This is a genomic window from Streptomyces tanashiensis (genome assembly GCF_014648895.1).
GTDB lineage: Bacteria > Actinomycetota > Actinomycetes > Streptomycetales > Streptomycetaceae > Streptomyces > Streptomyces tanashiensis.
Genome location: NZ_BMRZ01000010.1, coordinates 24,254 through 37,786 on the forward strand (window position 1 = coordinate 24,254; position 13,533 = coordinate 37,786).

At 69.2% G+C, this 13,533-nt stretch carries 11 protein-coding genes; 3 read left to right on the forward strand and 8 right to left on the reverse strand.

Features of this window, described 5'->3' with window-relative positions; translation table 11 throughout:
- Nucleotides 1-121 precede the first annotated feature (121 nt).
- From drmC to IE237_RS26175, 5 genes are all read right to left on the reverse strand, one after another.
- A complete protein-coding gene (gene drmC, locus IE237_RS26155; RefSeq protein WP_189804575.1) occupies nucleotides 122-883 on the reverse strand; it encodes a DISARM system phospholipase D-like protein DrmC in 762 nt (253 codons plus the stop codon).
- The gene (gene drmB, locus IE237_RS26160) at nucleotides 880-2,790 is read right to left on the reverse strand and encodes a DUF1998 domain-containing protein (RefSeq protein WP_189804576.1); all 1,911 of its coding nucleotides are present in this window, start codon (nucleotides 2,788-2,790) and stop codon (nucleotides 880-882) included. Before drmB ends, drmC begins: the two co-directional genes overlap by 4 nt.
- The gene (gene drmA, locus IE237_RS26165; protein WP_189804577.1) at nucleotides 2,787-6,647 is read right to left on the reverse strand and encodes a DISARM system helicase DrmA; all 3,861 of its coding nucleotides are present in this window, start codon (nucleotides 6,645-6,647) and stop codon (nucleotides 2,787-2,789) included. Before drmA ends, drmB begins: the two co-directional genes overlap by 4 nt.
- 330 nt (nucleotides 6,648-6,977) lie before the next feature.
- Nucleotides 6,978-7,439, reverse strand: coding sequence for a hypothetical protein (locus IE237_RS26170; protein ID WP_229842895.1), 462 nt, complete (start codon nucleotides 7,437-7,439; stop codon nucleotides 6,978-6,980).
- A 15-nt stretch (nucleotides 7,440-7,454) separates the two neighbouring features.
- Nucleotides 7,455-8,771: an AAA family ATPase gene (locus tag IE237_RS26175; protein ID WP_189804579.1), complete on the reverse strand. Its 1,317-nt coding sequence runs from the start codon at nucleotides 8,769-8,771 to the stop codon at nucleotides 7,455-7,457.
- Between the two features lie 117 nt (nucleotides 8,772-8,888).
- Between IE237_RS26175 and IE237_RS26180 the strand changes: the two genes are divergently transcribed.
- Both IE237_RS26180 and IE237_RS26185 read left to right on the forward strand, forming a co-directional pair.
- Entirely contained in the window at nucleotides 8,889-10,541 is a 1,653-nt protein-coding gene (locus IE237_RS26180; protein WP_189804580.1) for a restriction endonuclease fold toxin-2 domain-containing protein, read from the forward strand.
- Nucleotides 10,542-10,610: 69 nt separating this feature from the next.
- Nucleotides 10,611-11,063, forward strand: coding sequence for a hypothetical protein (locus IE237_RS26185; RefSeq protein ID WP_189804581.1), 453 nt, complete (start codon nucleotides 10,611-10,613; stop codon nucleotides 11,061-11,063).
- Between the two features lies 1 nt (nucleotide 11,064).
- On the opposite strand, the gene IE237_RS26190 is transcribed toward IE237_RS26185, so the two are convergent.
- The 3 genes from IE237_RS26190 to IE237_RS26200 all read right to left on the reverse strand — a co-directional run bounded on the left by IE237_RS26190 (nucleotide 11,065) and on the right by IE237_RS26200 (nucleotide 13,173).
- The gene (locus tag IE237_RS26190) at nucleotides 11,065-11,838 is read right to left on the reverse strand and encodes a helix-turn-helix domain-containing protein (protein ID WP_229842896.1); all 774 of its coding nucleotides are present in this window, start codon (nucleotides 11,836-11,838) and stop codon (nucleotides 11,065-11,067) included.
- A 307-nt stretch (nucleotides 11,839-12,145) separates the two neighbouring features.
- Complete coding sequence (locus IE237_RS26195; RefSeq protein WP_189804583.1) at nucleotides 12,146-12,349, reverse strand: DUF397 domain-containing protein; 204 nt, start codon at nucleotides 12,347-12,349, stop codon at nucleotides 12,146-12,148.
- The gene (locus tag IE237_RS26200; protein ID WP_229842897.1) at nucleotides 12,346-13,173 is read right to left on the reverse strand and encodes a helix-turn-helix domain-containing protein; all 828 of its coding nucleotides are present in this window, start codon (nucleotides 13,171-13,173) and stop codon (nucleotides 12,346-12,348) included. The genes IE237_RS26195 and IE237_RS26200 overlap by 4 nt, the downstream gene beginning before the upstream one ends.
- Before the next feature lie 115 nt (nucleotides 13,174-13,288).
- Between IE237_RS26200 and IE237_RS26205 the strand changes: the two genes are divergently transcribed.
- Nucleotides 13,289-13,519 (forward strand): hypothetical protein, encoded by a 231-nt coding sequence (locus IE237_RS26205; RefSeq protein ID WP_189804584.1) that lies wholly within the window; start codon nucleotides 13,289-13,291, stop codon nucleotides 13,517-13,519.
- The last annotated feature ends 14 nt before the right edge of the window (nucleotides 13,520-13,533 follow it).

A 13,533-nucleotide genomic window follows, 5' to 3' on the forward strand; every position in this document is an offset into this window, starting at 1 on the left:
TGCGACTTACGCCCTCAATCATGGAGGTCGGGTCTGACAGAGCGCATCGGGCTACTTGTCACCGGCGAAAGCGACGTTCTGCCATGAGGTCTGGGGCTGTTCACAGTGGACGGCCCCAGGTTCACCAGTAGCGCTCGAGCACCCCCCGACGCTGGAGCTCCTGCACGTGTTCCGCCGCTCGCGCAGGTGCGGAGCCACCCGTGATAAGCACGCCTGCCTCTATGTTGCGGTCGACTCCCGAGAGAGTGAAGTTCGCGCTCGTCGTCAGGAGCGTGCGCCGGTCGGCCACCGCCAGTTTGGCGTGGGTCTTGGACCCTTTCTCGGTTCTGCGGCCTGTGGGCCAGTGCCAGAGGCGGATCCCGGTCACATCGGCGAATGCCGTTGCGGGCTCGACTCCCGTGAGGGCGTTGCCCGCGCCTTGCAGGGTCTCGACGACGACGTCGACGACGACACCCCGGGCGATCGCGGCCCGAAGGGCTTGTTCCAGCGGTGCGTAGCGTCTTGCCGAGTAGGTCATCAGGGTCAGCTCGGCCCTCGCCTCCGTGACGAGTTGGAGCAGCACCCGAGCTGTCGATCTCACGGGGACGCGATGGGTCGACGGTCCGCTCCACACCAGGGCGACGTCCTGCTCCAGCGCTCTGAGTTCATATCCCGCAGCAAGACCGTGCAGGTATGCCGCTGCCTCCTGCGGTGACGCCCCATCGGTTACCGCGGCGTCCAGGACCGCGGCCGCTGTCTCCATGTAGCCCGTCGAGGCACGGGCCGTCAGCAACTCTGCCCGAGGGCGACCCGACGCCATGGCGTCGGCCAGCGTCCTGAGTGCTTCGGCACCTATCGCGGCCAGCGCTTGCGAGGCTGCCGGATGCAGAGTCGCCGGCTTCACTTGAGGCCCTGGAGAAGCACGAGTTCCGGGTCGTCGATGGGGACGACGAATCGACGGTCCAGGAACCGGTTCCCTCGTTCACATGTCGTCTCGGAGACGAAGAGGCAGACATGGCAGGCCGCGCCGTGCAGGAAGTCCTCGTGCGGGGGGCGGGGCAGCCGGTCGGCACAGAGCGGGTCGGAGGAACAGCGCTGGGCGTCCCTGAGCGCGCGCTGGACGATCCGTACGAACTTCTCCGGCTCGGCAAGTGAGACCAGGCCACCCAGCGTTCCCTCCGCGTCCGGAACCGCCGTGTAGATGAGGATGCCGGTACGCCGGTCGTCCTCACGGCCGGCGTAGATCCGTTCGGACAGGCTCGCCAAGGAGTAGCCACATTCCAGGGAGATCGCACGGATCAGCAGGTGCGACAAGGTGTGCAGGGCGATGTAGCGGGCCCCGGGCCAACCGCGCAGAGGGTCGTCGGCATCCAGCACCCGGCCCGAGTACCGATTGCGGCGGAACTCGACGTAGGCGTCGCGATGGGCCGCGAGAGCGGCGGATCCCGCGACACGCTGTTCCCAGTCGGCGACCAGGGAGTCCTCGACGCGCAGGAAGATCCCCTCGCCACGCACCTCGCTGGCCGGCACCCATGAGGGGACCCGGGCACGGGACAGCGGGGCACGGGCCACGAGGGTCGGATCCTCGGGATCCGGCGCGTCGAGCCGGGTGAACCCGATGAGCGCGCGCACCTCTCGCAGCCGCTCCGCCTGGACCACGTGGGAGAACATGCCGCTCAGAGCCGAAGGGACGGGGACATCGTGGAGTGCGAAGTCCTCGGTCGGTTCGGGTACCTGCGGACTCGTGAAGATCTCCCACTCGGGGGTCAGGAGGTCGGGGTACGAGGGAAGCTGCGCGCCTGGCGTGTCCTGGGCCCCCGAGCGCTGTGCCTCGATCGCCTCCCATACCTCGGACTGGCTCCACTGGTGCAGATTGCGGAACTGCTGGAGCCCCCAGAAGGCGTTGAGGATCTCGGGAGAGGTCGCTGCCTGGAGGTCCCCCCACAGCTGCTCGACCTTGCCCTGGAGGGCGCTGCCGCTCGTCGGGGGAACGGCGAGCACACTGAGGGTCTGCGCGAACCACTGATTGGAGGCTCCGATGACCAGCGGCTTGGGGGACTGACGGCATCCCTGGGGGGCGAACGTCGCCAGGTGAGGGTGCCGGCCCCGGCAGCGCGGCAAGGTGGACTCGCCGCGCTGCCCCATGGCGTCACGGATGTTGCGGTCCTTGCCGCAGTTCACACAGCGCACCTTCACGTTGGCGGCCTGATTACCGCCATGGTCGAGCATCTCCAGACGGGGGTGACTCGCCTTGTCGCACTCGCCTCCCCGGTGCACGAACCAGGTGTAGGGAAAGTCGTCCAGATGTCCGTCGGAGCAGGTCAGGACGAAACGAGCGGCCACCGCGAGCGGACGCTTGCCCTTGCGCTTGGCCGTGCAGTTCTCGTGGAAGAAGCGGGCGTGGTCGGGACGGCGCGGCTTGGAGTTCTCGAACTTGAAGATCTTCGAGTCCAGTCCGCCGAGCGCGTTGCAGGCGGTACAGCGGAGCCACTGCGGGAACGGGAGAACGGGCACCCCCACTCTTGCGGCGGGGCCACTGGGGTCGGAGTCCGTCCCGTCCGTCCAAGGGGCCGGCCGCAGCTGGGTGACCTGCGATCCGTTCTGGTCGCCGAGGAGTCCGTTGACTGCCCGCAGCAGCCGAGGCTCCTTGAGTTCCGTCCAGTCGAAGGAGTCGTAGTTCCAGTCGTCGATTCCCCGAACGAGTACGGCGAAGTTGGGCAGGTCGACGAGCGCGCCGACACCACCGGTGAACATCAGGTGGCTGGGGCGCACCGAGCCGACGCGTCGGCGGTACTGGGGCTGGTCCGTCATGCCTGGGCCTTCTTCCCGTGCTGCCCGGCGGCTCCGGATCGGGTGTCCAGTACCGCGCCGGTCTCGTCTCCTTCGGGCGATTCCTCGTACCCGGTGCCGTCCGGTCCGCCCGAGCCGGAGTAGCTCCAGTCCGGGGCTCCGCCGACCACGTCGAACAGACCGCTGCCCGGCAGCAGCAGATTGATCTCGTTCTCCGTCTCACGCATCGACTGGGCGACTGTGAGTTCGTCCCAGCCGGCGCCTGTCGCACGGTTGAGCAGTCCGCTGAGCTGCTGCCCCTGCCACTTGGCCTCTTCGTAGCCGAGACGGGCGCTGCCTTGCTTCTTGCGTGCCCAGGCGTCCTTGAGCACCTCGATGCGTTCGGCCAGGTAGCCCCGGGCTCGTGGGCCGCCCACGACATCGGCCCGGGCCAGGAAGCGCTCGGTGACGCTCTGCGCGATCGCGCCGTCCAGGTCGACGTCGTACGCGTCCTGGTTACGGGAATGGGGTGCGGTCGCGTTGCGCACGGCGGCAATCCAGGCGGCCGCCGTCGTGCGGTCCAGGGAGCGGCGCGCGAACGGGGTGACGGAGAGAGCCTCGACCTGCCGGTAGAAGGTGGCGTGGTAGTGGCCGAAGTTCTCGAAGTGTGCCAGGTCCCGTGGCCGGGTCCAGTTGTAGAGCGTGACGACGAGTCCGGGGCGCTTGGCGTCACGGCCCACACGCGAGGACGCCTGGATGTACTCGGCGGTGTTCTTGGGCTGGCCCACCACCAGCATCAGGCCGAAGCGGGACACGTCCACACCGACCTGGAGCATGGAGGTGGCGAGCACCGCGTCCACGGCGCCGGCCCCCTCGTTGCGGAGGCCCAGCTTCGAGACGTCCAGACGCTGCTTGTGCTGCGCCGCCGCTTTCAGTTCCTCGACGACCGCCTGGCGGCGGATCGTCGTATCCATCTCTTCATCGAAGCCGATGTCCAGCCGGGCCAGCACCTCTGTGATGTCGCCCGAGGAGATACGGGAGGTGAGCTCCTGGACGGAGAGCATCTCGGTCCGGCGGAGCAGGCGGTTCGAGAGCCCCTTGCGAGTACCGTGGACGCGCACGCGCGTGGAGATATCGTCGTCCAGGAAGCGCCGCATACCGGCCAGTTCACGGGTGGCGTTGAAGTAGCCGACGAGCGTCATGTACGGGTCGGCGACGGCTCCGTGCTCGTCGAACAGCGTCTGGCCCGCCAGCAGGAGGATCTCCGCCACCCTGATCTCGGCCTGCTTCATCCTGACGCCGTGGGCGCAGATGCCGAGATAGCGACGGCCCGGAGCCTTCTCCGAGAGCTCGACCTGCTGCGAGAAGAACGTGTCACCGATGTCGATGACCTGGGGCGGGAAGATCGCCGACTTCCGCGCGAAGACGCCTGTGATCTGCTCCGCCGCGCGCTTGGTGGTCGCCGTGGAGGCGACGATCTTGGGCCCGACGAGCCGAAGGCCACCGTCCGGGGCGGGTGCGCGCCACGTGCACAGCTCGTCGACCGCCGCCTCGAAGAGCCCGACCGTCGTGCCCAGGGCACCCGAGATCAGGTGGAGTTCGTCCTGGATGATCAGGTCCGGCGGGCGTAGCCGGGTCACCTCCGTGCTCTTGACGGCCTCCAGCTTGCCCTTGGCGTGGTGTCGTTCGCCGCACTTCGTGCGGGCGTCTAGATCAGCGTGCCGGTAACCGTGGCGCGGGCAGAGGTCGGTGACCCGGCCGAAGAGCATGCCCGCCGCTCCGCGCCACGGCAGCTGCGCGAGCTTGTCCACGGTGGCGATCAGCAGGCTGGGCGCCAGCCGGTAGATCTCCTCGTCCACGGTGAGGATGGGCAGGCCCTCGCGGGGCGAGCGGCGCTTCGAGAAGGGGCAGGCGCCCTTGCCCTCGCCGTTGGCGCAGTAGAGGAGGACCCGGCGCAGGTCGTCGTCGGGGTGCAGGTCGTCCTGGGCGCTCAGGGCCGTGCCGCACCACGGGCAGGCGAGGGTCTGGAGCACCTTGGCGCCCCGCCCGTTGCCCGCCTGCTTCGCCTCGGCGATCTGCTGCGCGGCTTCCTCGTAGCGGTTCGGTGAGACCGCTCCGCCGACCCACAGCCCGATACGGAAGGGGGTGGCGCCCCATCGGTAGTCGCCCCCGTCGTACGCCTCACGGCGCAGCACCTCGGCGGCGCAGACCAGCGCGGCGGCACGCTGGAACTGCTGGGCGGTGAGCAGGCGCAAGGTGTACCGCATCAGAACGGCCACGCCCGCGTCGCCGCTGCGGGCGTCCTCACCTGTGCCGATGGTGCCCTGGAGTCTGCGGATGGCGAACGTGAAGGCGGCGAGCCCCAGGTAGGCCTCCGTCTTGCCACCACCGGTCGGGAAGAACAGCAGGTCGACCAAGGCGCCGGGAGCGGCTTCCCGCTCGCCCGAGGTGGGATTGGCGAGTGCCCTCAGGTTGAGCAGGACGAACGCCAGCTGGAACGGGCGCCAGGACGCGGCCTCCGGACCCTGCTCCGCTACCCGTTCGCGGGCTGCCTCGAAGCCGAGGCCCTCCCGCTCGCGGAGGGCAGCGATGGCCGTATGACGCCGCTGGAGCGCCATGGCCCGGTTGGCGAAGCGGAATGCCTCCAGGACGTCCGGACGGTCGGGGTGCGACAGCAGGTCCACGCCGAGTGCGATGCGGACGGACGAGTCCCGGGCTTGTCGCACAGCGTTCAGGGCGCTGTCCCGAAGGGCTCCCGGCAGCAGCTCGGCCTCGGACTCACGCTCGTCGAGCCACGCGCTGTATCCGTCCGCGAGCGGAGCGAGAGCCTCCCGCAGTGCCGCTGGTGGCAGCTGGGCGAGCTCGTCCATGGAGAGTTCGAGACCGTCCAGATGTGTCGCGTGCTCCCCGGACGGGGCGATCGTGGCCGGTACGTCGTGTGTGGGAAGCCAGGTCGTGGTGAGCACGTGTGCCCGGCGATTGCCGTCCTCGCGTATGACGTCCACGGCGACGTTGCGGCCGGCCGCGTGCTTCAGGCGGTCGCGGTAGAGGAGCGTGAGGTGCTGCTCCTCAGGGTCGTCGAGCCCCCAGGCGTCGTCGCTCTGCGATGCCTCGTCGAGAGGGTCGGAGATCGGAAGGAAGACGGGAGAGCCACCGTCCAGAGCCGTGATGTGCAGCTCCGTCTGGAACAGCCAGGCTGTGTCCTTGGCCGCCGGGGGCTCTTCCTGAGCGTTGACCAGGGCGAGCTCCACGACGCGGGTGGGTCCGGCGGGCCCTGGGCGGTGCCGGACCTCGGCGAGCAGACGGACTCCGGGCGCCGCCGGGTCGTCGGAGGTCAGCGGCAGCACCTGCCGGGCCGGGCCGTCGAGCCGGACCTCCCGGGTCTCCTCGACCTGCTCCCGCGTCCATGTCGACCGCGCCACACCTTCGTCGTTCAGCACCTGGGAACGGTGGTAGCGGCCCCAGCGGGCCCTGACGGAGATTGCGTCCACGCCCTCGTCCGCCGGTACGGCGCACATGAGGCCCATCGAGGAGGCCCACATGCGCCCGGCATTCTGCGTGGTGAGCCGTTCGGGAAGTCCCTGGTCGGTACCGTCACCCTCGCCATCGGAGTCGTCCAGGGTCTGGGTGTCGGCAGCCGCGAGCGAGGTGGTCAGCGCCCGCTTGGGGCCGATGAGCCCCACCAGATAGCGGTCCCGGGGGCCGGCGGCCCGGTAGTCGAATTCCTCGTCGGAGCCGCCCCAAGGTCCCAGCAGGTCACGGCTGATGAGTTCCCCCAGCTCCTCTCTGACCTGGTAGGACGTCGCGGGGCTGAACGACTGCGACACTTCACGGACCCGCTGGAGGAGGTCCTGCTCCAGCGATCCGGGCGACACGTCGGCGTTCCTGGTCGGCGGCATCCGCGGCGTCCCCTTCTCATCCCTCGTACGTGGCCCCGTGCCGGCCGTTCGATCGTGCGGCTGTGTCGCCGGGACCGTGACGACCCGCCACGGTCCCGATGCTAACGGCCTGCTCCGACAGTCAGTTCATCGGAACGGGCCCGGCCGGCGCCTGCTCAAGGAGCACGTGCACCAGAGCGGCGAGCGCCTCCTCACTGCCTCTTGCGCGCTCATCTGCGGCGGGACCGCTTCAGCGTCCAGGAGCCTCCATACGAGGAGGAGCTCGCCGGTCCGGATCTGCGGCCACAGCGCCCGGAGCGCCCGGGCCACCAGGGGCGGAGCGGATTTCCGTCAGGTGTGCGCGGCCAGTCCCCCGTCGAGCGTCCAGACCGTGGCATCCACGCCGGAGGTGCGGGCGAGGTAGCGGTCGCGCTCGATGAGGATGTTGACGTCTCCACAGCCGACCCTGTTGACGGCATGGTCCACGAGGCTCATTCCCGAGCTGCCGCCCACAATCAGTGCGTCGAGGTGGGCCGCGTTCCACTCGACTTCGTTCAGCGCCCACGGCGCCTCACCCGCCACGACCAAGCGCAGCACGGCGACGAACTTCTCCGCGCAGGTGCGGCGCTGAAACCCGTCGGCCAGCTGCGCGATGTGGTTGCCAGTCTCGATGACGGCGGTCACCGGGAGCAGGAGGTCGCAGTCGTGCGCCGCCAGCTTTCCCTGTAGTTCTTCCCTGACCTTCTCCAGGTCCTGGCATTTGCCCGGCACCTCGAGGAGGTTGCACAGGATCGATGTGTCGACGAATTCCACTCGGCGGGCCATGCCTCACCCGATCCCGAAGAGCCGGTTGAACTCGCTGTAGTCGCGCTCGGCCCGGCCGGCCAAGTCGAGCCGCCCCTGGGTGACGACGTCCCCCAACGAACCGGCCGCCATCGCCTTGGGGTAACCGTCGAGCTCGGTGAGCCGAGTGAGTCTGCTCGTGCCCGTCTTCCGGTCGCGGGAGCACACCACGACACCTTCGTGGTCGGTGTTGTCGAGAGCGGAGAGGAGCGCCGGGCTGTGCGTGGTGACGAGAACCTGGGTGCCATTGGCCGTGCTCGCGTCCCGTACGAGCTTGAGCACCTGGGACGCCTGGGTGGGGTGCAGTCCGTTCTCCAGCTCCTCGACCACCAGCATCAGGAACGTCCCCTCCTTGAAGATGGAGGAGGGCGAGGATCCGAGGTCGAGCCCGCCGCCGCCGGTGAGCAGCGCCGTGGTGATGGCGAGGAAGCGAAGCATTCCGTCGCTCATCTCCCGGGCGGGGGTCAGACCGAGAGCGCCCTCGTCGAGCGCGAGCATCACATCGCCGAGTTCGGACCTGGTGACGGACAGCCGTTCGATGTCGTGGTCGGCGAGGTCCCGGAGCTGGTGCACCAGGGTCTCGAACAGCTCGGGCTGGGTTCGCTGGATGCCGCCGACGGCTGCCGACAGGTTCTCTGCGGTACGCCGGAGGCTGCTGTCCCGGGACTGGACGTACTGGCGCATGAGGTGCGGCACCGGGTCCAGGTGGAAGACCCCGACGAGGGCGGCCAGCATGGCCTCGGCACACCAGATCGTCTCCACCTCTCCCTCGGTGTCGCCGGCGACGCGACCGGGGAGCTGGGAGGTCAGCAGGCGGGATCCGCGGAAGGGACCGCTGGGGTCCCTTCCCGACTTGCCGTTGCGCCAGGACGCCTGGATGTCGCCGGAGTACGGGCTCGGCTGGCCGCTGACGAGGATCTTTCGGAGCCCCTCGGCGGTACGCCTGGTCAGCCGCTCGTCGATGATCCGCACCTCGGGCTCCACCTGGACCGTCACGTCCAGGTCCAGTGGCCCGTCCTCGGTCCGCACCGTGCAACCGAGGGAGAACCGGTCGGACCCGTGCGGCACGCACCCGGCGAGGCCGCCGCGCACCGGTCCGGAGGAGCTGCGCCGGCTCTCCAGGGCCTCGATGATGTCCTCGCCCCGGGCGAGCCTGGACAGCACTTCGAGGCCGTCGAGCGCGTTCGACTTGCCGCTGCTGTTGCGCCCGATGAGGACGGTCAGCGGCGCGAGCGGGAATCTCTCGTCCCGGAAGCTCTTGAACGCGGTGAGGCGGACCTCTTCGATGGCCAGGGCAGTCACACCGGCCAAGTTACCGCAGCCCACTGCCTTCGGACCCGGTTGTCGTCGCCGTGCGATAGAACTGTCGTCGCACGTTCCATTGTTCGCACCCGCGACGCGGGGTACGGGAGGGGCGAAGTGACGAGCGGACTGGCACCACACCTCAAGTTCATCGCCGAAGGAATGATCAAGGGCGCGATGGGCCTGACCGACACCATGCGGGGGGCTCGGGACACCGCCATCGCCCTGTACCACGAGCTGGACCGGCAGCGCGGGATGGCAGGGGACGACGACGCGGGGCGCGCGTTCGCGAAGGTGTATCGATCGGCGGCCGCCGCCACGCTGGACAAGATCGGCTCCAGCTCGTACGTGCTCGGCGAGGCCAGCCGCGGGCTGATGCGCAACGCCCGCGAATTCATGGCCCAGGAGAGCGCCGTCGTGGCCGCGCTCCTCGGCAGGCAGGCCGATCTGACCGCCGGCATGGGCGACCCCGGGGAGGGCTGCCCCGAGAACTACCTCGGCCTGGGCCGGGAACTTCCGGAAGCGGTCGGGGAGACCGCGTGGTACGAGCAGTACGCCCCCGGCGGCGGCAGCGACCGTTACCGCGGATCACCCGAGAAGCTGCGCGAGGTGGCGGGGTCCTGGCGCCGTGGGGGCAGGCTGATGCTGCGGTTCCTGGAGGACGCCCAGGCATCGGCCATGACGGCCGACAAGGCGCACTCGGGTGAAGCCGCCGACGCGTTCCGGGCGTACTTCAAGACATCCGTCGGACTGACCTGCCCACCCGGCCAGGTCCAGGAGGAAGAGCCGCTCGTCGCCAACCTCGTGGCCGCCTGCAACGAGATCGCGAAGGCCTGCGACCGATACGCCGAGCACGTCGAAGCGGCCGAGTCGGCGATCCGGCAGCACAAGCTGGACCTCTTCGCGATGGACATGCCCTGGGACAGTCCGATGTTCGGCGGGAACGGCTTCGACGGCGGCCTTCTCGACGCGGTCCTGGGCGACCCCTGGATCCGGCGCCTGGGCGAGGTGGGACATGCCCTGGACTCGGCCGAGAAGCGGGTACGGCTGCCGGAGGACGGCGGTAGGGGTCCGAGCTCACCGGGTCTGCCGTTCCTGCCTCCGCTGATCCCTGTTCCGGTGCCGGTACCGGCACCTGTGCCGCTCGTCCTCGCCTCGTACACCGGCGGGATGCCGGGGATCGTGCCCGCGGTCTACCGGGACCCCGATCCAGGCATCCCGTGGCGGGATCCGATTCCGCCGGCCGCGGCACCTCCGCCACGGTTGCTCACGCCGGAGGAGCGGAAGGACTTCGTCAGCTGGGTCAACGGCCTGAAGCCGGCGGGCTTCGGGGGCAAGCCGGATGCCACCAGTCCGGAGAACGCCTACCAGCTGCGGATCGCCGGATACCCCGAGCGGATCATCCCCCTGCCCGCCGACTACGAGAAGCCGGCGATCGGCGCGGACGGCATGCGGCCCGCCGACGGGATGATGGTGGACGCCAAGTACGTCAAGGACGCCGACGACGACTGCCGGAAGAGCACGTGGCGTCGCCAGTCCACGTTCGAGATCGAGGACGAGTACAAGGAGGACGGGACGAAGAAGTGGAACAAGAAGGACGTCCTCATCGGCAAGGACGAGGGTGAACTCGAGAAGTACCGCCAGGCGATGAACGAGCACGACCAGATCCGGGGTCTGGAGATCGTCACCAACGACAAGGATTCCGTGCCGTACTGGCAGACGCTCATGGCCCTCCAGCAGGTGCCTGGCACGGCCCGTTATGTGAAGTGACGCGGGGTTCGTCGCCGCCCCGTTCCCCTTGCCTTCCTCCTGACCGTCCCCTCTCCTAAGGACTTACTCGTGACGCCCGATGACGACGACCGGACCACCTTTCTCTTCTACGCGCCGGAGCGGCAGCCGCATGCCTGGTCCCTGGACCTCGCCGGCCTGGGTGAAGCGCTGCGGCAGTCGTTCACCGAGGCCCGCTACAAGGTCCGCCAGGACCACACCCACCAGGGCGAGCCGTACCTCTCCTTCTGGGCTGCCACCGACGACGGCACCGAATACGACGGCACGGCCACCGTCCACGGGCGGGACTGCGTGGTGCTGGCCGACACGACGGCCGGTGAGGCCGCGCCCTTCCTGATCTGGCTGCGGGACAACCACCTGCCCGCTCCCGATCTGATCCGCTTCAGCAGCGAGGCGGCCGTTGACCAGGGCATCGAGACGGACTGGCGCCTGCCGGGTGCGGGCGACGCGGCGCGGGTGGCCGACGAACTGCGCCATCACCTGGCGGTCGTGGACGGGGCCTGACTCACGCGGCGGCGACCTCTCGGCAATCCCCGCAGGACGCGTCCGGGTCGTGACTGCGGAAGGCCCTCTCACAGCCGTCGCAGGTGACGAGGGGCGCGGGGCCGGGCGGCTGTGACTCCTCCGTAGGGAGGGGCGGCGGGAGGAGGTTTCTGAGCCGGTACTCCAGGAACCGGGCCGGGTGGTGGATTGGTACGGGCTCGGGCGGGAGGTTCGCGGTCAGAGTCCGGGTGATCTGGGCGGGTGTCGCGGCGCGAGAGAGCCAGGTCTCGACGGCGGGCGCGAGGCGCTGGACGTCTCCGGCGGAGAGCAGCAGGCGGGGGTCGGCGAGGCGGAGGCGGGCGAGGAGGTCGGCGGCGGGGCCGGTGGGAGGGTGCGGCGGCTCTGGACGGGCCGGGGGCTGGGGCTCGGGCTGCACCTGGGGACCGCTCGGTGCGGGAGCCTGCGCGGAGGCCGGTTTCGGCCTCGGCTTCGGCTCCGGTACGCAGCCGGGCTTGTCGTACGAGAACGTGCGGGTGGCGAACCTGCCGCCGCCGAGGGGGATGCGGGGGCGGGCGATGTATCCGGCGCGCTCCAGTTCGTTCAGGGCCCGGCGGATGGTCGTCTCGCCTTCGCTGAAGTGGAGCGCGAGGGCTTTGGCGGTCACGGAGACGTCGTCCGGGAGCGACTGGACGTAGACGGCGATGCCGATCGCGGCGGCGGAGAGCTCGGCGTGCTGGGCGAGGTGGTTGCCGACGACCGTGAAGCGCTCGGTGTGGCGATGCCGAATGTGGATCACGCCGGAGGGTGGAGCGTCGGCGGGGATCGCGGGGTACGCGGATGTGGCCGCGTTAGACTGCGGGTCAGCCATCGGGAAGCTTCTCTCTTCCAGATTGGTCAGGCCCTTGTCAGGATTCCCGTCCTGGCGAGGGCCGAATACGTTTATGAGGTTGTCGGGGCCGACCGTACCGCACCTGTCCGGGTTCCGGACGATCTGTCACCCGTGCGAGTGGGGGCGGGGATTGGTTGGGTGGGTTCTCACCCGGTTCTTTTTCTTTGGATGGCGCGCGAGACCGGGACGCGCCGGAGCGCGTCCCGGTAGGCGATCACGCGCGCTTGATCGCCTCGACGAAGGCGGCCCAGGCGGGAGTGGGGATGAGGAGGGCGGGGCCGGTGGGGTTCTTGCTGTCGCGGACGGGGATGGTGTGGGGGATGTTGTCAGCGATCTCTACGCAGTCGCCGCCACCCCCGTCGCTGAACGAGCTCTTCCGCCATGTCGCGGCCGCCAGGTCGACTCGGGTGTCCGTCATGCTCCGAATTCCTCCATCGCCTGCTGGATCAAGGCTGTTGACGCCTCTGGCGAGAGCGCTTGGGCGTGCACAAGATCGTATCGATACGAGTGCCGCGCAACCATGGCCCGGTCTTCGACCAGCTCACCCGAGTGCCCGGCCTCCAGGTAGGCCACATCGGGCCGATTCTCGAAGGACAGGACGGTGAGTGAGCCGCCCATCGCGGAGTGACCGCCTGCGGAGAACGGGAGCACCTGGATCTCAATGAACGGGGCCCTGGCTGCCTCGACCACCACGGCCAACTGCTCGCGCATGACGGCCCCGCCTCCTACCGAGCGTCGAATCACCGCCTCGTCCAGGACAACCCAGAGCAGGGGCGGCTGCTGCTTTCGTAGCAGCGACTGCCGCTTCATCCGGGCCGTGACCTTCGTCTCGATCTCCCCGGAGGTGCACCATGGCTGACCGCGATGCAGGACTTCGCGGGCGTACGCCGGTGTCTGAAGCAGGCCGGGCACGCTGGCCGCCACGTACTTGTGCATGCCGACGGCCTTGCTCTCGTACTCCATGAACTTGCTGGCCCAGTCCGGGAACGGCGTCCGGTGGATATGGCCCCACAGGTCCGTCAGGTCACCGTCCGCACCCAGGATCTTGTCCAGCTTGGCGTCCACATCCTCCGGCGGGACCTCGTTGCCCAGTTCGAACTGAGCGATCCGGCTGTGTGCGATGGGGACTTCAGCGCCTAACTGGCGTTGGGTGAGCCCGGCGCGCAAGCGGAGCTTGCGCAACTTCGCGCCATACAGGGCCGCGAGGGAGGCCGATGGGTCGAGTTCCTTCGGTGCGGGCACTGGCGATCCCCGTTTTCGCTCTGCGGTTCCGAAAACCGTTACCCCTAGTGATCGTAGCCACACGCATCCATGCTCGTCACAGGAAGTCACGGATGACGAGGAAGGTGCGCGAACTATGGGAACGGCGAGTCAGAGGGCGACTGTTGAGGCGATCGCGGACGCGAAGGCCGCGCGGGACGAACTGCGGCAGGCGCTGACGGAGGTGGACGTGCTGCTGCTGCCGTCCCTGGGACTCGACGCCGTGTCCCTGGCCAGTGCGTACGGGCCCGTGCTCGTGGACCTCGGGCGGTGCCGGCCGGATGTGGCGAGGCGGCTGGCGTCGGTGTTGCGGGGGTGTGCGGGATGAGGGTGGGGTGACGG

What these genes read in the sequence shown, in the direction of transcription:
- drmB (WP_189804576.1), bottom strand. Translation starts at nt 2,790, where the DNA reads ATGACGGACCAGCCCCAGTACCGCCGACGCGTCGGCTCGGTGCGCCCC.
- drmA (WP_189804577.1), bottom strand. Translation starts at nt 6,647, where the DNA reads ATGCCGCCGACCAGGAACGCCGACGTGTCGCCCGGATCGCTGGAGCAG.
- IE237_RS26195 (WP_189804583.1), bottom strand. Translation starts at nt 12,349, where the DNA reads ATGACGGACACCCGAGTCGACCTGGCGGCCGCGACATGGCGGAAGAGC.
- IE237_RS26205 (WP_189804584.1), top strand. Translation starts at nt 13,289, where the DNA reads ATGGGAACGGCGAGTCAGAGGGCGACTGTTGAGGCGATCGCGGACGCG.